Annotated in this window: 32 protein-coding genes and 1 pseudogene; 18 read left to right on the forward strand and 15 right to left on the reverse strand. The window is 65.8% G+C overall.

Annotated elements, in window-relative coordinates; all coding sequences use genetic code 11:
- Positions 1-151: 151 nt before the first annotated feature.
- From HUW46_RS10505 to HUW46_RS10550, 10 genes are all read left to right on the forward strand, one after another.
- Entirely contained in the window at positions 152-505 is a 354-nt protein-coding gene (locus HUW46_RS10505; protein WP_215547077.1) for a hypothetical protein, read from the forward strand.
- Entirely contained in the window at positions 502-906 is a 405-nt protein-coding gene (locus tag HUW46_RS10510) for a DUF3846 domain-containing protein (RefSeq protein WP_215547078.1), read from the forward strand. Before HUW46_RS10505 ends, HUW46_RS10510 begins: the two co-directional genes overlap by 4 nt.
- The gene (locus HUW46_RS10515) at positions 906-1,328 is read left to right on the forward strand and encodes a hypothetical protein (RefSeq protein WP_215547079.1); all 423 of its coding nucleotides are present in this window, start codon (positions 906-908) and stop codon (positions 1,326-1,328) included. The genes HUW46_RS10510 and HUW46_RS10515 overlap by 1 nt, the downstream gene beginning before the upstream one ends.
- 134 nt (positions 1,329-1,462) lie before the next feature.
- Positions 1,463-1,744 carry a GNAT family N-acetyltransferase gene (locus HUW46_RS10520; RefSeq protein WP_215547080.1) on the forward strand — a complete coding sequence of 94 codons (282 nt, stop codon included), beginning with the start codon at positions 1,463-1,465 and terminating at the stop codon, positions 1,742-1,744.
- 335 nt (positions 1,745-2,079) lie between these two features.
- Complete coding sequence (locus HUW46_RS10525; protein ID WP_215547081.1) at positions 2,080-2,418, forward strand: hypothetical protein; 339 nt, start codon at positions 2,080-2,082, stop codon at positions 2,416-2,418.
- 50 nt (positions 2,419-2,468) lie between these two features.
- Positions 2,469-2,855, forward strand: coding sequence for a hypothetical protein (locus tag HUW46_RS10530; RefSeq protein WP_215547082.1), 387 nt, complete (start codon positions 2,469-2,471; stop codon positions 2,853-2,855).
- Between the two features lie 3 nt (positions 2,856-2,858).
- Positions 2,859-3,383 (forward strand): hypothetical protein, encoded by a 525-nt coding sequence (locus HUW46_RS10535; RefSeq protein WP_215547083.1) that lies wholly within the window; start codon positions 2,859-2,861, stop codon positions 3,381-3,383.
- 6 nt (positions 3,384-3,389) lie between these two features.
- Positions 3,390-3,962: a DUF4314 domain-containing protein gene (locus HUW46_RS10540; protein WP_215547084.1), complete on the forward strand. Its 573-nt coding sequence runs from the start codon at positions 3,390-3,392 to the stop codon at positions 3,960-3,962.
- Positions 3,959-4,279: a hypothetical protein gene (locus HUW46_RS10545; RefSeq protein WP_215547085.1), complete on the forward strand. Its 321-nt coding sequence runs from the start codon at positions 3,959-3,961 to the stop codon at positions 4,277-4,279. The genes HUW46_RS10540 and HUW46_RS10545 overlap by 4 nt, the downstream gene beginning before the upstream one ends.
- An 11-nt stretch (positions 4,280-4,290) precedes the next feature.
- Complete coding sequence (locus HUW46_RS10550) at positions 4,291-4,587, forward strand: hypothetical protein (RefSeq protein WP_215547086.1); 297 nt, start codon at positions 4,291-4,293, stop codon at positions 4,585-4,587.
- A gap of 109 nt (positions 4,588-4,696) precedes the next feature.
- On the opposite strand, the gene HUW46_RS10555 is transcribed toward HUW46_RS10550, so the two are convergent.
- The 6 genes from HUW46_RS10555 to HUW46_RS10580 form a co-directional block, all read right to left on the reverse strand.
- Positions 4,697-5,857, reverse strand: a complete 1,161-nt coding sequence (locus tag HUW46_RS10555; protein ID WP_215547087.1) for a methyltransferase domain-containing protein — start codon at positions 5,855-5,857, stop codon at positions 4,697-4,699.
- A 6-nt stretch (positions 5,858-5,863) separates the two neighbouring features.
- Positions 5,864-6,829, reverse strand: coding sequence for an MvdC/MvdD family ATP grasp protein (locus HUW46_RS10560; RefSeq protein ID WP_215547088.1), 966 nt, complete (start codon positions 6,827-6,829; stop codon positions 5,864-5,866).
- Positions 6,826-7,089 carry a hypothetical protein gene (locus HUW46_RS10565; RefSeq protein WP_215547089.1) on the reverse strand — a complete coding sequence of 88 codons (264 nt, stop codon included), beginning with the start codon at positions 7,087-7,089 and terminating at the stop codon, positions 6,826-6,828. Before HUW46_RS10565 ends, HUW46_RS10560 begins: the two co-directional genes overlap by 4 nt.
- 252 nt (positions 7,090-7,341) lie before the next feature.
- The gene (locus HUW46_RS10570) at positions 7,342-7,728 is read right to left on the reverse strand and encodes a DUF397 domain-containing protein (RefSeq protein WP_215547090.1); all 387 of its coding nucleotides are present in this window, start codon (positions 7,726-7,728) and stop codon (positions 7,342-7,344) included.
- A gap of 28 nt (positions 7,729-7,756) precedes the next feature.
- Positions 7,757-8,641 (reverse strand): Scr1 family TA system antitoxin-like transcriptional regulator, encoded by an 885-nt coding sequence (locus HUW46_RS10575; RefSeq protein WP_215547091.1) that lies wholly within the window; start codon positions 8,639-8,641, stop codon positions 7,757-7,759.
- Between the two features lie 571 nt (positions 8,642-9,212).
- Positions 9,213-9,500, reverse strand: coding sequence for a hypothetical protein (locus tag HUW46_RS10580; protein WP_215547092.1), 288 nt, complete (start codon positions 9,498-9,500; stop codon positions 9,213-9,215).
- Between the two features lie 41 nt (positions 9,501-9,541).
- On the opposite strand from HUW46_RS10580, the gene HUW46_RS10585 reads away from it, so the two are divergent.
- The 5 genes and pseudogenes from HUW46_RS10585 to HUW46_RS49020 form a co-directional block, all read left to right on the forward strand.
- Positions 9,542-10,423, forward strand: a complete 882-nt coding sequence (locus HUW46_RS10585) for a hypothetical protein (protein WP_215547093.1) — start codon at positions 9,542-9,544, stop codon at positions 10,421-10,423.
- A complete protein-coding gene (locus HUW46_RS10590) occupies positions 10,416-11,213 on the forward strand; it encodes a helix-turn-helix domain-containing protein (protein WP_215547094.1) in 798 nt (265 codons plus the stop codon). The genes HUW46_RS10585 and HUW46_RS10590 overlap by 8 nt, the downstream gene beginning before the upstream one ends.
- A 252-nt stretch (positions 11,214-11,465) precedes the next feature.
- A complete protein-coding gene (locus HUW46_RS10595; protein WP_215547095.1) occupies positions 11,466-12,134 on the forward strand; it encodes an HAD family hydrolase in 669 nt (222 codons plus the stop codon).
- 53 nt (positions 12,135-12,187) lie between these two features.
- Positions 12,188-12,361, forward strand: coding sequence for a hypothetical protein (locus HUW46_RS10600; RefSeq protein WP_215547096.1), 174 nt, complete (start codon positions 12,188-12,190; stop codon positions 12,359-12,361).
- A gap of 480 nt (positions 12,362-12,841) precedes the next feature.
- Positions 12,842-13,054 (forward strand): annotated as a pseudogene (locus HUW46_RS49020) (hypothetical protein); the annotation flags it as partial.
- A 14-nt stretch (positions 13,055-13,068) separates the two neighbouring features.
- On the opposite strand, the gene HUW46_RS48280 reads toward HUW46_RS49020, so the two are convergent.
- Positions 13,069-13,488: a hypothetical protein gene (locus HUW46_RS48280; RefSeq protein WP_254126049.1), complete on the reverse strand. Its 420-nt coding sequence runs from the start codon at positions 13,486-13,488 to the stop codon at positions 13,069-13,071.
- Between HUW46_RS48280 and HUW46_RS49025 the strand changes: the two genes are divergently transcribed.
- Genes HUW46_RS49025 through HUW46_RS10620 form a run of 3 tightly spaced genes read left to right on the forward strand, consistent with a single transcriptional unit; the run spans position 13,417 to position 14,356 of the window.
- Positions 13,417-13,656, forward strand: a complete 240-nt coding sequence (locus HUW46_RS49025; RefSeq protein WP_215547098.1) for a hypothetical protein — start codon at positions 13,417-13,419, stop codon at positions 13,654-13,656. The two genes, HUW46_RS48280 and HUW46_RS49025, sit on opposite strands and share 72 nt — an antisense overlap.
- Positions 13,653-13,895, forward strand: a complete 243-nt coding sequence (locus HUW46_RS10615; RefSeq protein ID WP_215547099.1) for a hypothetical protein — start codon at positions 13,653-13,655, stop codon at positions 13,893-13,895. Before HUW46_RS49025 ends, HUW46_RS10615 begins: the two co-directional genes overlap by 4 nt.
- On the forward strand, positions 13,892-14,356 hold the full coding sequence (locus HUW46_RS10620; RefSeq protein WP_215547100.1) for a hypothetical protein: 465 nt from the start codon (positions 13,892-13,894) through the stop codon (positions 14,354-14,356). Before HUW46_RS10615 ends, HUW46_RS10620 begins: the two co-directional genes overlap by 4 nt.
- An 89-nt stretch (positions 14,357-14,445) precedes the next feature.
- Here the strand turns inward: HUW46_RS10620 and HUW46_RS10625 are convergent, their stop codons facing one another.
- From HUW46_RS10625 to HUW46_RS10660, 8 genes are all read right to left on the reverse strand, one after another.
- The gene (locus tag HUW46_RS10625; RefSeq protein WP_215547101.1) at positions 14,446-15,198 is read right to left on the reverse strand and encodes a hypothetical protein; all 753 of its coding nucleotides are present in this window, start codon (positions 15,196-15,198) and stop codon (positions 14,446-14,448) included.
- A gap of 15 nt (positions 15,199-15,213) precedes the next feature.
- The gene (locus HUW46_RS10630; RefSeq protein WP_215547102.1) at positions 15,214-16,101 is read right to left on the reverse strand and encodes a hypothetical protein; all 888 of its coding nucleotides are present in this window, start codon (positions 16,099-16,101) and stop codon (positions 15,214-15,216) included.
- Positions 16,098-16,430 carry a hypothetical protein gene (locus tag HUW46_RS10635; protein ID WP_215547103.1) on the reverse strand — a complete coding sequence of 111 codons (333 nt, stop codon included), beginning with the start codon at positions 16,428-16,430 and terminating at the stop codon, positions 16,098-16,100. Before HUW46_RS10635 ends, HUW46_RS10630 begins: the two co-directional genes overlap by 4 nt.
- A 99-nt stretch (positions 16,431-16,529) precedes the next feature.
- Positions 16,530-16,844, reverse strand: coding sequence for a hypothetical protein (locus HUW46_RS10640; protein ID WP_215547104.1), 315 nt, complete (start codon positions 16,842-16,844; stop codon positions 16,530-16,532).
- A 13-nt stretch (positions 16,845-16,857) separates the two neighbouring features.
- Positions 16,858-17,082 (reverse strand): hypothetical protein, encoded by a 225-nt coding sequence (locus HUW46_RS10645; protein ID WP_215547105.1) that lies wholly within the window; start codon positions 17,080-17,082, stop codon positions 16,858-16,860.
- A gap of 16 nt (positions 17,083-17,098) precedes the next feature.
- The gene (locus HUW46_RS10650; RefSeq protein WP_215547106.1) at positions 17,099-18,145 is read right to left on the reverse strand and encodes a DUF5047 domain-containing protein; all 1,047 of its coding nucleotides are present in this window, start codon (positions 18,143-18,145) and stop codon (positions 17,099-17,101) included.
- Positions 18,146-18,206: 61 nt separating this feature from the next.
- Positions 18,207-19,628 (reverse strand): hypothetical protein, encoded by a 1,422-nt coding sequence (locus HUW46_RS10655; protein WP_215547107.1) that lies wholly within the window; start codon positions 19,626-19,628, stop codon positions 18,207-18,209.
- Entirely contained in the window at positions 19,628-20,380 is a 753-nt protein-coding gene (locus HUW46_RS10660; RefSeq protein WP_215547108.1) for a gp53-like domain-containing protein, read from the reverse strand. Before HUW46_RS10660 ends, HUW46_RS10655 begins: the two co-directional genes overlap by 1 nt.
- Positions 20,381-20,392 lie beyond the last annotated feature (12 nt).

The raw sequence follows: 20,392 nt of genomic DNA on the forward strand, positions 1-20,392 counted from the left end.
CCTCTCAGCCCCGACTCGGGTGGCGTGCTCGCATGACCTGGTTCCCCGGCGCGCCCGCGGTGCGGCGGTGGTTCCTTTTGATCGTGGGACGCCCCCGTCGTCGCTGGAAGGGTACGTGTAACCCATACAACGAATAGGACCCGGACACCGCATGAAATCCACTCAGGACACGTCATTTGGCGTGCGCGCAAACGTGTACATAGAAATAGATGGCGCGGATAAAGATCCGTCTTTTGAGGCTTATGTGATCGATCGCCAGGTTGATTCTGGTGATGTCCAGCCTTGCTTTACCAGGCCGGTCGCCGAACAGGTAGTCGCGTGGGCGAACCAGGTTTCTGAGGTCAACACTGACTTCCCGATCTGCGAATGGTCGCAGGAAGGCTACATCCTCGTGTTCACTTCGGACAGTCGGTTCCGGCCATCCGAGGTCGTCCAGCCCGACAAGGACGGTCTGTACGCCCTCGGGCTCGGCTGGCCCTGGCAGTCCACGGAGGTCGAGCAGTGACCGACATCCGTGGACTCATCCTCACCCCTGACGGCGAGATCGAAGAGAAGTGGCTTCCCCCGACCGGGCACGACCTTCTGAACGCGCTGTACGGCGCGATCAACTGTGACGCCGTAGAGGCCGTACACCTACGACGTGTGGGCACTATGTACATGGACGAGGAGGGCAGGGCCGAGGAGAAGCTCGCCATGCCCAACGAATACGCCACCATCGTCGTCTCAGGCTTCAACCGCGTCGTCTATCAGATGTACATGGGCACGGTTGTAATCCTCGGGAAGCCCGACAGCGACGGCGACGACACTTCGCTCTCCACAGCGGCGTGCACGTACATCCGAACTCTCGTAGCGCACATCAAGCACAACAACGTCACCGTGCGCGATCTCCGGGGAAGGCGATTCTGATGCCCGTACAGTCCAATGTGGTCGAGCCCGAGCTGTATGCCTTCGAGATCGGCACTATGAGCCTGAACGGCTCGGTCACCGATCGCGGTGACGGCAGGTGCACCGTGCGCGGAAAGTTCGACGACACGGCGACGAACAACGAGCAACATTTCGAGTTCCGTTCTGTGGCAAGGAAATCGTTCGCTGACCTGTTCCGCTCGTTCGCGGACAACATCGCCCCTGTCCAAGACGGGGCCTACAGCTTCTGGTGCGACCTGCACGTCGCGGAACTGGAGGGGCGTCCGTCGCTTGTGCACGACGAGGACAGCAACACCTGGAACCTTGCACTGGACGATATGGAGTGCCCGCACTCCGACGAGCGCTTGTCCTGTCGTCCGGCCTGGCGCATGGGCCGCGTGGCCCTGGACGGGGGTGCGATGTGAACGGAGTAGGAGGGCTCGCTCGAAGCCTCCAGGGAGCCATCGCGTTCTCCTGGCCATCACAGGCTGACCAGTACCCAGCCGACGGACCGCGAGGCGTCAGTTACTTCCGGGGTGACATCAGCCCTGGATCCTATGTGGACTGTCTGCTGTACCGCGACAAGAAGGGTGTCGTGGTCGGCATCCTGAACCGGTACCCGAAGGACTTCCCGCCGTACGAGAAGGCAGGGAACATTAACATCTTCGTACGACCGGACATGCTGCGGCAGGGCATCGCCACGATGTTGCTGCGAGAAGCGCTCACCCGATGGCACGTGAACTTCGATCAGCAACAGTACACGCCATCTGGCGCGGCCTTTCTGGATACCTTCATTCGCTCCGACCTCAAGAAGGGCAAGAGAGGCTGGCGCCGTGGCTAGCCATCAGGTGTGCCAAGTGATGACCTGGTATCGAGGGGTGAAGTCCATGTGTCTCAAGGAAGCCGAGTACTTCACCGCCTACTTCAACGATGGCACCGAGGGCAAGTACTGCTGCGCGGCGCACCTTGCCCGCGCTGTCGAGGCGGTACTTGGTGACCCGCGCGTGAGGAAGCGGGCGAGTGCCACCGTGTGGCCGTTGCACAGAAGGGACCGAGCGCCCGTGTTGTCCCAGCGTTGATTCCGTCGCCTACCTCTCCCCTGCGGGAAGGTAGGCGCGCGGTGTCCACACAGGACAGGTAATGACCCGGACAGGTCCATGAAGGGAACACGGCACTGTGAAAGAGAAACCGCAATCGATCGCCGAGAGGCGACTGTACGACGCTGACTCTGAAGTGATCCGGCAGCAGCTCGGTGAGACGCTGCGAGCCGAGATCAGTGCTCGGTCGTTCGTCGCCTTGGAGGACGGGCTGCTGTTCGTCTTCGGCCCGGACAGCCGAACCAAGATCCGCAAGGTCATCGTGAAGTTGAATCACCTCGACCTGTACGAGGTCGAGGTGGGCTTTCTCCGAAAGTCCAGCAACGAATGGGTTGTTGTCGAACAGGTGTCCAATGTGGATGCCGAGGTGTTGGCCGAGGTGGTCAGGCGGCTGGCTGCGCGAGCGCTGGACGTATGAGCAGCCGCGTCCACATCGCCGCCATCCCCAGGCGAGATACGGGAGAAGCGATGTCCAAACAGGATCACTCCAGCCATAGACCGCAGGGAAAGCGCGGCAAGGGTCGCCCCCCGATCGGGGGCGAGATCCGCCAGGAGATCGGCGACGACCTCAAGGCCGTCGTCGCGACATGGGCACTTGCTCAGGGATCCAACCGGGCCGCCGCTGTACGAACCCTCTTGCGGCGAGCGATCGACCAGGAGCTTGACCCCATGTCTCGCACCGCCGTCGTCGAAGGGGACGAGCTGCACGTCCTGCTCGGCACCTTACGGAACAACGACATTCGACGTGTCCGGTTCGCCTTCGACAACGGCCTCAAGGTCAAGGTCGACCACACCGAATGGACCCGAACGCTCGGCAAACTCGAAGATTCCTTACCACCACAGGAAAAGGGCTGAACCGTGACCACTGCATACGACACCCACGACGTCTTCCACGCACTCCGTTCAGAATCCAGGAATGACCCACGCCGCCGCGTCGGCAGCACCTTCAACTTGGACACCGAGGCCGAGTTCCGGGATCAGGCCGCTTCGTGGCTGCGCGACGAGTACAGGCTGCCTACCGACACCATCGGGAACGCCGACTGGACGGAGGTCTACCAGTACTTCAAGACACTGAATGACCCGCAGGCCGCCGCCAACGTCGCCGAAGACTGGATCGCGAAACCGCGAGGCGTTCGAGCTGTGCAACTCACCGAAGACAACTTCCAGCGTGTCCGCGCCTGGATCGAGACCGCGGGCGGCGATGTCGTCTGGACCGGGCAGAACGCCGCAGGCAGGAAGTCGATGACGCTGTACGCCGTGGACGGTGAAGAAGATGCTTGGGCGGGTCACTACATCGTGCATGACCCGGCACGTCAGGAGTGGCGTATCTCGGAAGCGGCCCCCTTCGTCGCCGACTACGACCACCAGACGACGGGACGGTGAGCCACTGTGGACGACACGTTTTTCCGCCTGACACCGTTGCGGTGCCCCATTCCTTACGGCACACGGATTCGCATCACCGGCGTGCTTCCACGCGATCCTGACCCTCTGCCGGTCGGGACCGAGGGAACGGTGGTCGGCGGCAACGGCGGGCAGCTCTGGATGAAATGGGACAACGGCCGGGCGCTGTCCCTGCTGGTCGAGGAGGACCCGTACGATGTGATCGGCACCCACGTCGGCGAGTTCGTCCGCCTGGTGCGCAAAAGCGTGCCCGAGCTGGAAGACCTCCAACTCCACCGCGAGACCGCTGGCCACCTGGTCCTCGGCATGATCCGGGTTCGCCGCGACCAGCGCGGCAACGGCGTCGGCGAGCGCACCATGCGCCTGCTGGTCGAATGGGCCGATTTCCACGGCCTGGTCCTCTCGGCCTCGGCTTCCCCCGAGGACGAGCCACCTTGGACGAAGGTGGGCAGGCATAGCTACTGGCTCGGACGGCACGGCTTCCGGCTCACCGAGGGCAGCAAGCGCAAGTCGGTGATCCGGGAACGGTACTACCGGCTACCGAAAGGGGAGCGTCCATGAGCGACTTCCCTCCCCCGCCGAACCTCCACGGCAACTACGCGGGTTCCTGCGTGGTGTGCCTGAAAGGCACGGACACCGGCCTCGTTTTCATCGGAGACGCCGCCTTCATTTCCGCCGGCCTGACCGCGCTGGGCATCCCGAAGGACCAGGTGGTGCACACGCTTGCCGCCGCGACCGGCGGCGTCGACGGCGCCCACCCCGCGGGCGACATGCCCATGGGCGTCCGAGTGTGCAAGTCCTGTGCCCGTCGAGCTGATTTGGAGGTAGGACTGTGGCCGACCGTCCCCCTGTATATCCCGCCGAAGCCCCGCTCGTGATGGCGTCCGGAATGGCCGAACTCGTCGCCCTCGAGGACTGCGTGACCGAGCTGCCCGACGACGAGCTGCGGGCGCTGGCGGCCATCGTGGACAACCTGCTGGTCCGGGTGCACACCGAGCAGGCCGCTCGCAGGCGGGGCCGCTCGCCCCGGCGCCCGGTCGATCAGGTGACCGCCAGGCTCGGCGTCCGCGCTTCGTGCGTGTTCTGCCGCCGGGTCTACGTCGCCGAGCTGATAGCGGAGCACCTGCTCCTCGACCACTACGACGATCTCCGTACCTGGCGGCGCACGAGACCGATGGCGGCCTAACCGGACAGCCCGAAGCGACGGAACCCCCGGCAGAAGCTGCCGGGGGTTCCTGCTGTCCGCGCCAGATGGGGAGGTAGCACGGACAGAGCATGTGACCTACGTATGCACCTTACAACGGCGAAGGAGTGGGAAGGGGCCAGGAGTAGAGGCTGTCCGGGTTATCGAGCCAGACGAACTGGTCCTCGTCGCGTGGCGCGGAGACACCGAAGCGGTTTGGGGCTGGGCGGCCGAGGTCGAGCCAGGACTGATAAGCGTGCTCCACGGTGTCCCATAGCCGCGTCGTCCCGCGTTGCTGGACCGGCCACCGGCCGTCTTCGACAGGTTCGAGGTCGGCTTGCGCGAGCGCGGTGTCCGTGTGGACGAAGACGTGGTCGGGGGCGCTGGTCAGCCGAAGGCCGGGTGCGTGCAGCCAGAGAAACAGGGCGAGGTCGGTGCCCTCCACGTCAACGACGTCCTTCGGGTTCAAGGTGGTCGTGCCGTAGGCCGGAATCCCCGGTTCGGTGAATCCCGTGGTGTGGCCTGGCCCGAGTGGACTGTCCGCTCGCTGCCGCAAGGGCATGAAGTGGGCGGGGTATGGGTCGATCCTGCCCGTAACCTCGTCCGGTTTGGTCTTCGTCAGCACCAGAAGCGGCCCGGCTTCGCCAGCGTCGAACGGGGCGACGATCGTCCCGCCGTCGGCGAGCTGCTCGATCCAGGCTGGCGGGATCGATGTCACGGCGCAGGTCGCGATGATGCGGTCGTATGGGCCGTGCTCCGGCCAGCCATCGGCGCCGTCGCCCGCGGTGAGATGGGGGTGCTGCCCGATGGCGGCGAGGTGTTCCCGGGCGGTCTCGATCAGCCCAGGGTCGATGTCGATAGAGGCCACGTTGCCGGGGCCGAGGAAGTGGCCGAGCAGCGCGGTGTTGTAGCCGGTGCCGGTACCGATCTCCAAGACACGGTGTCCCCGGCGCGCACCGAGCCGCGCGAGCATCGCGGCCATCACCCGTGGACGACTCGACGACGAGGTAGGGATCTCGTGCCGACCGACGCCTTCCCCTGCCGCGATGGTCTGCGTCCGCAGTGTCTCATCGGAGTACACGAGGTCCAGCCACTCTGGATCACCCGCCGATATGGTCCCGCCGCCGCGCAGCACCTTCGGGACGAACACGTGGCGCGGCACGCCCTTGAACGCCTTGATCCAATCTGGATCGAGCAATACGCCAAGCTCGACCAGGCCGTCGGTAAGGGCGCTGGCCCGCTGCTCCCAGCCAGCGACGGCAACGAGGTCCACTGAAGATCACTCCTTGGTCAGCGTGTCGGCGAATGCGGCGGCGATCGGCAGGTCACAGGCGTCTGCAAGCCAGCCCCACGAGCCCGTCGTGTTCGCCTCCAGCGCGACCCACGCACCGTCGGGTCGAACTACGAAGTCGAAAACGCTGGACGCCAGGCCCGCCAGGCGAAGGTAGCGGAAGACGCCTTCCCGCACCTGGTCAGGAACATCGATGACCTCGTACCGGTGCGAGTCGTAGTCCGTTCGCCAGTCGATCCGACCCGCCGGGCTTTCCGCATGAATGGCGACCGCGAACACCTGGTCTCCGACCGCGATGACCCGAGGCTCGCACGCTTTGTCCTGCCACTGCTGCACCAGGTGCGCAGTGATCTCGATCCCAGCCAGATCGTCCAGGTCAGCGGCGGTCAGGCGCCGGGTGTAGACCACCGTTTCCCCGTCGCCCTCCCACACGATCGGTTCGGCCAACGGCTTGATCACCACCGGCCCATACCTCGCGGCGAACTCGCGCACCCCCTCACCCCGGTTGGTGACCAGCGTGGGCGGCACCTGCAGACCGGCCGCGCGTAGACGGGTGAGCTGTCGCGGCTTGTACTCGGCGTCAGCCAGCGCTGATGGATGGGACACCCACCGAACGGGCAAGCTGGCGAGCACCCCGCCGAAGCCGGTTCGGGCCTGGGCTCGGCTGAACCGAAGCTCGGGTCCGGAAAGGCCGGACGGCATCTCGAAGTCGCGCGGCTTGCAGTAGTAGACCGCGGTCACCTCGTCCAAGCGGACTCGCGAATCACCGGTCTCAAGCTCCCCCGCCCACCGCACGGCATCCTGGTCGAGGCGCACGTCCATGCTCATGCGGAGCGGGAAGTCGATGGTGTCCACCGCAGTCCACCGGATACCGCGCGCGTCGAGTTCACCGGCCACTTCGGCCGCCGACCACTCCGCGACGTCGCCGAGGACCAGAACGAACGGGTCGATCACGTGTCGGGCACCGTGTACGAGTCGTCGATCAAGTGACCGTCCTCGTTGCAGTTCCGCTGTATCAGCGTCGGCCCCTTAGCCGTGTGATCCGCGTTCGGAACCAGCGTGATCCTTCGAGCCTTCAGGCCCCGAAGGATGAACGGGCGGGCCGAGCTGGGCGCCGCCGAGCTGGTGGGCGGCTCCTTGAGATTGACCACGAAGCGGTGAGCCACCGGCACCAGCGGCTCGCCAATCGAATGTGACCGATCTGGCCATGACATCAGGTACGTCTCCCCTCTTGCCCTGCGCTCAAACCAACCAACCTTATGACGCCGCGGTCAGCAATGAACCTGATGTAACCGTCATGGAGTAATCACCGCGTCCATTACGGTGATCAGGAGCTGCCAGCGCGCGGAAGCCCACCCTAAGATCACCAGTACTGGCGTGCTTCTCGAACGGCACTCCATGGGGAATAACGAAGCCCCCCAGGATCCGGTGCTGGATCTTGGGGGGCTTCGCTCGTGCAGCAGAGCCTATGCGGCCGCGTAGGCGCTCAAGTCGAACTCGCCCTTGACCACGCCGTCGAGGAAGGCGTTCACCTCGTCGAAGGTGAACTCCAGCTCGATCGACGGCACGTCGCGATGACGGAAGACGTACATACCGTCCGAGTCGCGGCGGACGGTTTCGAGACTGTGCCCGACCTGCTGTCGGCCCTCTCGGACAGCCATCTGGTAGTCGTCGAAGTCAGCCTCGGTTAGTCGGAGTGCCCGGGTCGCGTACTCGGGACGGCCTTGGAGTTTGTCGTCGCGCACCTCGACCCAGCCGTCACGACGGGCCACGCGCACGCAGTTCTGCTTCGGCTCGCTACGGGCCGCCTTCCGGAATTCGTGGTCAGCGAACCTCGGTGGGCTGGTGGTCATCTCGTGTTCTCCCTTGGGGAATAGGGGTTTACTGCATTTCCTTGTACTCGCTCGCGACGTCCTTCATGAAGGCACGGCTTTCATCGAAGCGAAGCGCCGCATTGGACAGTCGAGCCCAAGCTGATTCGTAAGCGGCGAGCGCCTTGCGATCGTCCTGGTAACGGCGCTCACCCTCCCCCTCGGTGTATGCAAGTTCGAGAGGACCGGCCGCACCTGGCGATGGAACCCGCACGAGAACGAACCGGTTGCCGATCGGCGACCTTCGGCCGGGCCTTGTCTTGAACGGAAATACCTGGATCATCACGTGCCTGCGGTTCGAAAGCTTGATTAGGTGGTCGATCTGATCGCGCATCACGTCCGCGTCGCCCCACATGCGCCGGAGGCAGGATTCGCTGAGGACAAACTGGATCGTGGGCGCATCCGCCTTGTCGACAATCTCCTGACGGGCCAGCCGCGCCTGCACGAAGTCCTCGACCCCCAGGCCCTCATCGTCGAGTGGCAGGTCTCCGTGCTGCGCCCGTGCGTACGCCTCTGTTTGGAGGAGTCCGGGCACGACCTCCATCTCGAACGATTGGATCTGGTCCGCCATCTTCTCCAGGTCGACGAGCAGACGAAGGTCTTCGCCGTACGCACGGTTGTGGCCAGTTGACCAGAACCCACGTTTGTGGTTGTCGCGGCGCAACTCGCGAAGCGCTTCCTGGTAGCCCTCATCGGTGAAGCCGAGCTTCGTGGCCAGCAGTACCAGGTCACCATGTGAGATGGAGCCCGCTCCGTTGATCAGCGTGGCGATCTTGGGTTGACCAACTTCGATCAGCTTTCCTGCGTCGGTCTGCGAGATGCCCGCAGTCTCGATCATGTGCTTGATCTCGCGCCCGAGCAGGAGCTTCTTGGCAGTGCGGACGGTTGCAGCCATCGATACGGCCTCTCCTTGGCTTGATCGGCAGCGCTGACGAGCCGGGCCGCACCTCCCTTCAACAGAGAGGGTATCGCCCCTTCGCCACCGAATTGAGGGGTGCCTGAAGCTTGATTATCTAGCTTAGATGTATCAGGATAGACAACCACGAACCTAGATACCTGGTCATTAGATGCAGGCATCTTAGCGTATGGGAGTTGTGGCTATGCGAGCTCACCTAGGCGTCGACATTGACTGTCTGACCAGCGGATACATCAACTCAGACCTCAGCAAGCCCCGGCTGCGGAGAGCCTCGCGAACCATCGCTTAACCCACCAGGCCACCCCGAGGGCGTTGCGGTCCGGCGCGGACGCACGCAGCTCGGGGACATCGGCGGCGGGCGGGGCGAGGTTGAGCCCGACGGCGTGCGCGTCCCTTCCCAGGCCCCCGCAAGGACGCACGCGCCCAGGTTCCTTCGTCCGCCTGCCGCCTCCACGAGCGGCGGTGGAGGTGGCTGTGCCCCCCGACCAGCTACCTGCACCGCCTTCCACTCCTATTCGAGGTGTCCACGATGGCCGATCCAGCAGGTCGCTTATGGACTTCCCCGTTCACGTGCGGGGGCGATCGCCTTCAGCACGAGGTGACGGATGAGGCGTTCCAGGCCGCTCGTGAACTCGGTGTTCCGGTGATCGCTCTGTGCGGGCATGAGGTCGAGTGGTCGCCCGCCATCGCCGAGCCCGGCCCGCCCTGCCGTCCCTGTCTGCGGAAGACAGCTCGATCCGGCGACCAGCGGCGTGACGTTGCGCAGCTCGTGCAGGTGCCCGTTCAGCGAGGGCGAGCACCGCGGCATCGGCGTTCCGGCGCTCCCCGCCGCACCCACTTCTTCTTCTACCGCAGTCCCGAACACACAAGGAGGGCTTCATGATGACGGCCACCGACGAGCCGATGCCGGCGGAAACACACCGCTCGATCCCGAAGACCGAGTACGAGTACAGCAAGCGCCACGCTGCCACCTACGACGATCCGGACCGCCTGGCGGTCGACCTCGCGCTGTGGCGGGTAATGCAGACCAGGCCGGGGTGGAGCCTCGGGTTCCCGACGCCCGAGGTAGGCGACGTCTGGGACTTCGACTCCTCGTTCGGAGGGGCTCAGCCTGAACCCTCGATCGGGGAGTTGTTGTCGGACATGGGACTTGTTCGCCTGCGCGCCGGTGTGCAGCCGGACTCGCAGCTCGTCCGGATCGGCCACTGCGGTGTCCACATGGGATGTGAGCGACACAAGGCGCATGAGCTGTGGAAACCGCTGGACTCCCCCGACCTGTCGAAGGCCCTGCGGGACGCGGAAGAGGCAGCTCGAACCATCGATCTCGATTCGTTGGCCGGGTGCCTGGTGTGGGGTGACTGCGGTCGCAACGGCATGGAACGGATCTGGTGGGCCGACTTCGGCCGCCAGGACTCCGTGTTCGCTGCGTCGCCGAAAGTCGCACCTCAGAAGAAGTACGGCGAAGAGACCGAGGCCATGAAGGGCCTGGCGGCGGCGGGTTTCACGCTGAAGAGCAGCGCAGGGCCAGAAGCGACCCCGGAGACGCTGACCTTCGTGCGACGAGTCGGCGACAAGACCGATGTCGTCTCGCTCGCGCTGAACGAAGGTGCGCTCTCGATGGCGTTCCGGTACCCCGCGGGGCAGGATGCGGCGAGTTTCGAGGAGGCATCCGGCGAGTACGGAGTGATGCCTGAGAAGAACGTCGCACCGGACTCGATCACTGCGGTTGTCCGGGAAGTTCTGGAGTGGACCCGTGACTGACGACGCACCGGATCTCGATTGGGCACTGAAGTACATGCCGTTTCACGATATCGAGCAACATCCGAGCTTTGGGCCGGTACTTCAGCAAGTCATGCTGAAGCGCTTCCGCGCCAACATGTCGCAGCGAGCACTTGCCAGGCGGTTCGGATGTTCCTCGGCTGCTGTGCAGCGGGTCCTTGACCGTGCAGGCGCGTTCACCGCGGAGCCGGAGTGCGATGTCTCGGAGTCCACCAGCGACTCGGCGTGGCCGATGGACGATCCGGACGCGGCCGACACCGCAGCCCTCGTTGAGGAACCCGCCCAGGCCGGGGTCCCGGATTCGGCTGACTCGTCCGATCTCTGGGAACGGTTCGCGCAGACCATTGGGGAGACTATGCGGGCCGAACGCGAAGCGCGGGGGTGGACGCGCAAAGATTTGCGGGACACGGGCGGAATCGACCGCTCTCTTCAAACAATGGCAACACACGAATTGGGAACACGCGCATTGTCGGTGTGCCAGTTCGCCGAATACTGCCGCGCGCTCGAAGTTCAGCCCGGCCAGGTCTTTGACCGCGCGTACCGGAAGATGTTCGACCCACCAGACGAACAGAGCGAGACGGTCCTTATCGATCTGGACAAGCTGTCCAGATCGGAGCAGGAGAACCTCGCCCGCTGGGCGAAGCTGCGGCTCAAGCAGCTGTCTCCTTCCGACCGGGGAATGCTTCCCATCCCCAGACGCGCGCAGGACACGCTGATGACGCTTTGCGGGTTCGACCGGCGCCGAATTCTTGAGATCTTGAGCGCTGCCTAAGTGCCCGGTGTATCGAGCCAGCGGGGATGAGCGACTGGTTCCATCCGTCGGAGCAGACCATTCAGCTACGTCTCGTCTTCCCGAAATCATCATCCGAGCGGACGGGCGAACAAGAGTTCTTCGCCACCGCACACCCTCGTCCATTGCATGACTGGATTACCGCACAGATGCCCCCGGCGACTGTGTGGCCGACAAACGATCCCGACGACCCAAAGCATCAATAAACCATCGCTCACAATCTTTAGGGGAACCATGACCGGCAGAGTCAATCTGATCACCATCGACATCGGCAACACGCTCGGGGAGTTCACCGGACGGTCCACAACGGACCGGCTGCGCGAGTTGTCTCGGCTAAATGAAATCGCGCCGCACCGTACAGTGGAAGCCGTGCGGGCTCTCCTGCATCGGGCGCCCGAACTCACCGAGGATCTCGTGTGCCAGGTCTGCCAACGACTGCTGATTCCCTACGATCTATTCCCCGCCAACTGGGGTCGGGGGTACGTCCCGTACCCGGACGCGTCGGCGACGCTCGCCGGACTGCGGGAGGTCGCTCCTCTGGTGGCGCTGTCCAATATGGCCGTGACGGGCGGGCCGGAGCGGGTCGCGGCCGTGCGCGCGGCGCATGGCGATGAACTGGAGGAGGTGTACCCGAGTTACCGCCTCGGCGGGGCGAAACCCGAGCCCTGGCTGTGGCAGATGATCGCCGACCGTCGCGGCGTCAACGTCTCCGACGTCGTTCACATCGGCGATCGGCTCGACGCCGACGTGTACGGGCCGTTCTTCGCAGGAGCGCGTGCGGTACACCTCCGGAAGGAGGGGAGCACGGTCTACCCCCCGTTCAGCGGGGACCACATCCGTACCGTCTTTCGCCTGTCCGATGCTGTCCAGGTGGTGCGCGGGTGGGCGGAGCTGCGCGCGTGACTTCACGGTATATCTCGAAATCACGGGTCGCGGACGGCCGCAAGATATGGGCCGTGTGGTACGAGCAGGGGGCGACTATCAACGAGATCGCCGAGAAAGTCGGGATGCACTACTCGACGGTCTTACGAACGCTCGACGATCTCGATGTTCCGCGGCGCCCTCCCGGCGGCATGTCCACACGGGCTTTCATGGACCGCGCCCCGAACATGGTTCTCGAAGGAGCGTGACATGAAAACTCCTGACACCGCACCGAAGGCGACGCCAGGGCTATGCCTTAGCGCGCAATGGACTATATGGTACGACCAGGGATACTCCATTCAACAGATCGCGAACGCGGCGAATGTCGAATACATGCAGGTTTGGCGCCTATTCAACGACTTGAGAATAACCCTGCGAAAGGATTCTCGGTGAACCATGAAAGTCATTTGGAGAGTTCCCGCACCCTTCCCCGAGTCACGCTCTCATGCCTGGTATAGCAGCAATCTTGACTCGTCCACGGCGATATGCGGAGCAACAATCTGCGACCCCCGCCTGCTGGAGAAGAGCCGTCATCGGCGCTTCTGCGTGGACTGCATGAGTGCGCTCGTGCGGTCCAGGCGCGGTGACGTCGAGGCCCGTCGCAGGAGGCGGATCATGGCCGCGAAGATCGCTTTTGTTGTTGTTGTCCTCGCGCTGCTCGTTGTCGGCCTGTACGACTTGGACTTGGTATGAGCGCGCAGATTACAGACGATTCGCCGTGGGAGGCCGCACTTAAGGCTGTCCAACGTGGATGGCCGATCACACCAGGCACCTACCGGCAATTTCCCCAAGCTCTCACGAACACGGCACAGGCCGAGTTCCCCGCGACACCGGGGCTGGCACCGTTTTTCCCGGGCTGGTGGCAAAGACCCGTTACGACCACGGCCGAAGTGGACAGATGGTGGTCCCACGCACCCTACGGGGTGCTGCTGGTGTGCGGGAGCGGGATGGCTGCGGCGGAGGTGTCCAGCGAGCTGTTCGCGGCGATGATGAAGACGAACGTTTCCTCGTGTCTCGTCGGGCCGATCATCTCGTTGTCGAACTCCCGGTACATCATCCTGACCGACCGGCCCCGACCCGAGCTGGCGCCGGAACTACCGCCGTCGCTGGGCCGATGGAGCTTTGGTGCGAGCTGGGTGCCGTTGCCACCAACACGGGTCAATCGGTTCATAAAAGCGGATTGGCGACAGCCACCGACACGTCCGCTCCAGTTGCCCAGCTCCGATTCTGTGCAGCAAGCCATATTGACCGCAGGAGGCAGGTCGTGAGAAAACGCAACGTCTTCCTTCGGGACACCAGAAAATTCAAGAAAGGCAAGCGAAATCTCACGATCCACGCATCGAATGATGAGTTTTTCGCCGAGCACGAGAAGCCTGTACCAGCGTGCGCGGGGATGGCTATGGAGGCGGAAGCGAAATTTGGCGGCATTGGCAAATGGTCCACATATGGTTTCACGGACGAGCCCGTCACGTGCAAGAAGTGCAAGGCCAAGGGGTTTGAGTGACGAACCTCAACGCACAGCGGTTAAATGACCCCGCAGATGATGCGGTGCACAAGCTCGATCGGGACGTGTATGCGGTGTACCGCGCGGTCAGCCCAGACTGCGCTTCCGTGACAGAAAAAGTGGGACTCATAATGGACCATCAGATACAAATTGAGAAGTACTATCTTCTCCGATCTCCGGTCACCTGCACGCGATGCCTTGACGGTAAGGGCCTGCACGAAAAGACACTCGATCAGTGAAAGAATTCCCCAACGTCGTACTCTGCGAAAGCATCGGAGGCCCGCCCAAGGTACATGCGCCGAATACTGTATCCCAGACAGAACATGACGGCCTGCGTACACCAAAATGCCTGAAGGGACGGCCCGCCGAATATCTCATAAACGCTTTCTACGCCGGGAAGCGGCCACAATACAAAGACACCGAAGAATCGGTCATCACATGCAAAGCTTGCCTTGCACTGTTGACTGCTGAAACCAGCAAAGCACCACCGGTCGAGAAGCACGTTGAGGAGCCGAGTTTCGACACCCCTGTCGCCAAGCCACGATTGTCGCCGAAAGCGTTGAAAGCCGTGCCTGAGATTGCCGAATTTCTCCGCGACCTGGCGACCAGGGACAACGGGTGTCACGATCACTGGCTACTAGCCGCCGCGACGGTGCTGGAGACCCAAGCTGTGTATTACTCGGCGCGAAAGAATCGCTAGCAGCACACGAGAAGTCGCCCCCAGACTCCCGGCCATGGGTGCCAGGAACCTGGGGGCGCTCGCGTGTCTGCCGAGGTTTCGGCTCGGTGTCAGGCGCTTGTGGACGGACCGCCGAGAGCGGTGAGGATCGCGTCGAGCTTCTTGTCCTGTTCGGCCTGCGCCTTCTCGATGGCCTGGACCCGAGGGAGCACGTCGAACATGGTGCCCTCCCACACCGAATGGGTGGCGTTGGTCAGCGTCCCGGCGCTGTGCCCCTTGCGCGCGGCGATCGCCTTCTCGTCGACGGGCGGGAACAGGCGAGCAAGCCGGACCATGAGGTCGCCGTACTCCACTCCGGCCTGTGTGAACGTCTTGGAGAGGCTGTTGTAGATCTCGTTGACCTGTTCGCTTGCGGTCTTGCTCAACTCGTCCTCCGGTGGGTTGGCGCCGAGGTTCCAGGCGCGGGTGTCGTCGGCTCGGCCGTCGGGCATGACGCTGAGGTGGACATGCTTGGTGTGGGGGTTGGTGCCGGTGTAGGGCTTCCATTGCCAGGCGCCGTACTGGGCGCGGGAGTCGATGATTCTGCGGTTCCAGATGACGTACTTGATGCGCGGGTCGCGGGACCTCACCAGGGCGTCGGCGAGCCAGTGGCCATCGAGCCCGGCCGCGGGGTCGTGGGTGAAGTCCCTGGCGGTGACGACACCCGGCCCGTTTCCTGGCCTGTACCAAGGATTGTGGTCGCTGTCGCGTGTGGCGTGTGCGGCGTCGCCGATCGATCCGTCCGAGGCTCTCGATCGTGCCGGGGCTCGGGCGTTGAGCTGGCTGAGCAGGGTGTCGAGGGCACGGGCTACGCGCCAGGTCACGGTTCCTCCGGTGGGTCAGTTGCCCGGCGGCGCCGAGCTGGTGGACGTCGAGCTGCTGTTGCTCGGCGGCGAGCTGGTGAGGACGCACTGCCAGGTGTCGGCGGTGCCCCCGTCGGCGGTGAGGACCCGTAGCTGGGTGAAGGCGCCGCCTTGCGGGCAGAGGGCGGCGGGGTTGTCTTTCAGGTAGGCGGCGAAGGCGTCTTGGATCTGCTGTGCCGTGGGTGCCTCGCCTGGCGGTCCTGCTGGGCCGGGCGGGCCTGGTTGCCCGGCGGCGCCTCCCGGGCCGGGTTCGCCGGGCTGGCCGGGCTGTCCTGGTTCGCCGGGTGTGCCGGGCTGTCCGGTTGGGCCGGTGGGTCCGGCCTGGCCGGTCGGTGGCGGGCTGGTGGCCAGGTAGGCGGCGATGCCGGTGGAGATCTGTTGTGGTGTCGGCCCGACGGGGTTTCTGGTGATGTAGGCGGCGACGGCCTGGCCGAGCTGGTCCGTGCTGGGCCGGGTGGCGGGCATGGAGGCCAGGACGCGGGCGGTGGCCGAGGCGACCAGCACCTCGGAGTCGTCCACCGTGCCGGGTTGCGGGATCGGCACGGGTGCTTGGCCTCGGCGCAGCAGCTCGCCGTTGGCGGCGTCCCCGGCCGTCTTGGACGTCTCGGCCTGGCGGCGCAGCTCATTCACGGCCGCGTCGGTGGAGGCTTGCCGTCCGTAGAGCTGGAGGACACCGATACCGGCGGCCGACCCGACCACCAGCGCGACGAGGAACACCCCGAGGACCGCCCACACCCACCATCGCCGGATCTCGTGCCGGGCGACGTCGCGGGCCTGGCGCGGCGCTTCCTCGACGGCGGCGTGCATTCCCCGGCGGATCTCGGCCAGCGAGTCGGGGATGCTGGCGGGTTCGTCGTCGCTCATGCGAACCCCCGATCGCGGGTGGACGGTGGGCGGTCGCGTCGGTCGAGGAGTCGGCGCAGGCGGACGGTTTCGCGCTGGCAGGCGGTGAGCTGGACCCGTAGGTCGGTCATGGCCAGCTCGACGAGGTCGAGGGCGCGGTCCGCGCGTTCCACGGGTGGGGGCGGTGCGGGACTGGCGGGTTCGGACGGTTTGCTCGCGCGGTGCTTGATTTTCTCCGTGATCAGCGGCATGACCGCGGTGATCAGGGTGGCCAGGCCAGCGGAGCACGCCAGGGTGATCACCAGCCACGGTGGACCGGTCGAGGGTGGGGGCTCGGCTGCCAAGTGCACGGCCGCGCCTCCGTTCAGCCTTCTGAACTCGGGCGGGCTCGGGCCATTGTGGACGGACACAAGCGCCGGTCGCGCCGGTCGCCCCGGGCTCGGCGTGCGCTACTGCGGGCGGGGCGGGGCGCCCGCGATGGTGTCCCACACCGAGTTCACGGTGAACTGGATATCGCCGTCGGTGGAGGCCAGAGTGATGACCGGGTTGGTGGCCACAGCCCAGGCGAACCGGAGGCCGTAGTCGTTGGGATTGGCGAACACGTTGGTCGCCAGCGCGCGCCGGAGCTGTGTTCGGCTCGGGTTGGTGGGGTCGTCCACTTCGGCGCCGACGTCCTTGGCCGCGATCGACACAGCCGCCTGCACGCGCCGAGCGAACGGGGGGAACAGCGCGAGTTCGGCGCTGTCGGCGAGGGTCTGAGCCACTGTGGCTCCTTTCTCATGCGGATTTGCCGAGCACAAGCCATGCCCCGGGCACGCTGGCGTCGATGTGCACGACGTCGCCGATGGTCGGCGCGTAGCTGGCCAGACGTGGCAGGGTCAGCGATCCACCTTGGACGGACACGATCACCCGGCTTCCGGAGATTCCCGTCACGGTGCCGACTTTCCTGCGCGCGGCGAGCGCCTGGTCCACGACGTGGGCAATGGCCTCGGCGATCCGCACTCCCCTGGCCTCGCTTTCAGGTTTCCGCCGGCATGTCGTCCGAGCGGGTGGTGATGGACTGCGTTCCGTCCGGTGCCAGCGGGATCGAAAGCTTGTCGATGATGTGGCGGGTCTCCCCCACTTCGGGGTCCAGGACGGTGATGACGTCCCCGACGTCCAGGGCCGGGTTGACCAGCAGCTCGACCTCGACCTGTGCGGCGATTCCGCGTATCCGCGTGAGAAGGGAGTCCGCGGTGGTCTGGCACTGCGCGACTGTCGTCAGCAGCTCGGAGGTGTAGAACCTGGGCTTCTTGCCGAACGGGCCGCCGTAGCGGGCCGGGCTCGTCGTGTCGGTCGCGGTCGCGTACACGGCGGGCACGCCGTCGGTGCGCTGGCCGCTGGCGACGACCCGGTTGTAGACCTGTTCCCGGGAGAGCCGGTCCTTGATGGACAGCAGGTTCCCGCCGTTGCCGGTGCGCACCGACCAGACGGGGTTCTGGTTCAGTGTCGGTTGTGGCCGGACGACCAGGCGGCCCACGGGGTCGAAGAACGCCTCGGCGCCGAGGGAGTCGGCGAGCTTCTCCACCGCGTCCCAGCGCTCGCGCTCGATGACGATGACCGCGGCGATCGCACTGGAGCCGGTCAGGTCGCGCAGCTCGACCCAGCCGCCGAGGGTTTCCCTGACCAGGCGCGCGATCTCGGACACCGTGCTGGCGTTGGCGATGGTCTGGGCCGGGACGTCGAGGCGGTCTTCGGCGACGCGTACAGCGGCGTCGACGACCTTGACCGAGATGTCCCCGGAGCTGGTGACCGGCCGTTCGCGGGAGGCTTCGTCGAGGTAGCCGATCATGAGCGGCACCCACTCGGTTCCCCCGCCCGGCAGGACGATGCCGTAGTCCACCTGGCACACCGAGCCGTACGGGGAGAGCAGGTCCGTCGGGGAACGCGGCCACCAGCGCGGATCGGCTTGCAGGGTCGCTGACCGGCGGGCCTTGCTGGTGGCGTCGATCTCCACCGAGCCGCCGGAGATCGGCACTTCGAGCGTCCCGTAGCCGGGGCTGGTGACGACGGCGCGGGCTTTCATCGAGTGCGACTGGGCCAGGGCGACTTGAGCCCGAGTGGACAGAGGCCACATGCCGCCCCCCTTACACCGCGAGTTCGCTGGGGGCCGCCACCTCGTGGAACGGGGCGGTCAGGATGCGGGTGCCCTGGTAGGCGCGGCGGTCGCCGGGGTCCTCGTCGAGGTCGCCGAGGGACAGCCACATCCCGGTGCCGTACCCGAACTCGGCCGGGGGGCGCAGGTAGACGGGCTGGAGGTCGGCGAACACGGCCAGCAGCTCGTCCCGCTCGGCGAACGACAACGCGCCGAGGGACAGTTCGCCGGTCGGGGCGCGGCGCTGCGAGGAGGACACGATGATCGGGTACGTCGCGCCGAGCGGGTAGAACACCCCGCGCGGGCTCTCGCGGGTCCGTTTCGGGACCGCGCCCACCTGGACCACCAGCGGGCGGTCCGTACGGGACGGGTGGGTCAGCCAGGTCCGGCCGCCGCTGAGCAGGGTGGCGAGCTGGCTGGTCATCGTGCCGCCTGTGGAGGCCGGATTGACCACCCGGTACCGCAGCGGGATGTCCAACGGGGCTTCGCCGTCGGCGAAGTTCAGCAGCGGAGCCAAAATGGACGCCGAGAGCCCGGCCGGGCCGAGCCAGGTTCCGCCGTAGGTCGCCCCGTCGAAGAAGGACCCGGCGGTGCTGTAGCGCTCGACGGTGAACCCGTCCAGTGCCATGACCCCGCCCGCGGGCATCCCGGCCGCGATCACCTTCACGGTGGGGGTGACCGCACCGGCCGGAGTGGACAGCTTCACGACCTGGCGGGCGAACTGGTCCACGGACTGGTTGATCTGGTCCGTGGTCAGGGCGGCCGTCGACGCGGGCAGCGGCACCCCGGCAAGGTCGGTCCAGGTGATCTGGACCGTCACGGCGCTGGGCCGGGCGGAAAACCGGAGATCCACGCCGATCGTCACGTCCGGTGTGGACGGAATTGAGGTCGGCACGGTGACCCCGACCGGCCCGGCCGCCGCGATGGTCGCGGCCAGGTACGCCCCGCCCCGGGCCGCCGAGCCGCCCGTGACCCGCGCCAGGGTGGGGTTTCCGGCGTCCGCGACGTAGCCGTGCAGCCCGACCTCGAGGCTCGGGTTGAGCGCGTAGTTGCGGCGGGTCGGGCGGGTGACGAACAGCGGGTTCCCGCCACGCACCGGCCACAGTGTCCCGTCGGAGTGCTCCCGGATGATCTGGAGAACCGTGGCGTCCGGCCACCAGGCGGTGACCTGCATGACGCCCGCCTCCGGGACAGGCCGGATCGACACACCCCCGCCGGGGTAGGTCGGCGGGGAGGCGCCCCCGGCCCAGCCCCGTCGTGCCCACCCCAACGGCGGGTTCGGCGTATAGGTCCACTTCGCGGTACCGCCCGGGATCGGGGGCGGCAACTCCTGCTGCCCTGGCAGCGTCGCTGACTCGGTACCGGCCCCGGCGGCGAACGGAGTGCGGGCGAAGATGGCGCGCGCCCAGGACATCAGTACCCGATCGAGAGGTACTGGAACGACACCGCGACCCCGGAACCGACGTTCGCGCCGGTGCTGATCGCGTAGAACGCCACGGAAATCGTGCTCGCGGTCTCGGCCACGATCGTGATGACCGCCGGAACGCCGGTGGTCACGATGGAAACCGTGGTGGCGATGGTCGCGTTCGGGAACGCAACCGGGTGGGACACGGTGATGATGCCGTTGGCGCCCGTGGTGCCCGTGCGGTGCCCGCCCCGCATGAGGATGACCGACCCGTCCGGAGCGGACCCACCGTTGCGGCGGGGCCCGACGTCGGAGGCGACGGCCACACCCGTGCTCGGCCCCCACACCCCGGCGCCGCGTTCCACGACATCGGCCTTGTTCGTGCGCGCGACCCGGTGACCGATGTGCGCATCGGCGGGCAGCGCGGTCGAGGCGAGCACCGCGAGCGCGTCGCGCCCAGCGGTGGGGGCGCACACCATTTGGGTTCCGGCGTTCCACGCGCGCGGCGGCGTGCCCTCCCGGCCACGGACCACGGTGACGGTCTGGGACCCGGCGGCGTGCCCGACGACCCACACGACCTCGAAAATGCCCTGCGACGGGTCGTGCAGTTCCAGCGGCAGGTACTTGCCCGGGGTACCCGAGCTGTAATCGGAGTCGAGCGCGGTGAACGCGGCGGCCGACAGCTCGGTGTCGCTGATGGCCGCCGCGTTCAGCAGCGTCCCGAAAAAATAGTCCACAGTGGACCGGTATTCGTAGCTCACTGATGCGCCTTC

It is taken from the genome of Amycolatopsis sp. CA-230715, assembly GCF_018736145.1.
GTDB lineage: Bacteria > Actinomycetota > Actinomycetes > Mycobacteriales > Pseudonocardiaceae > Amycolatopsis.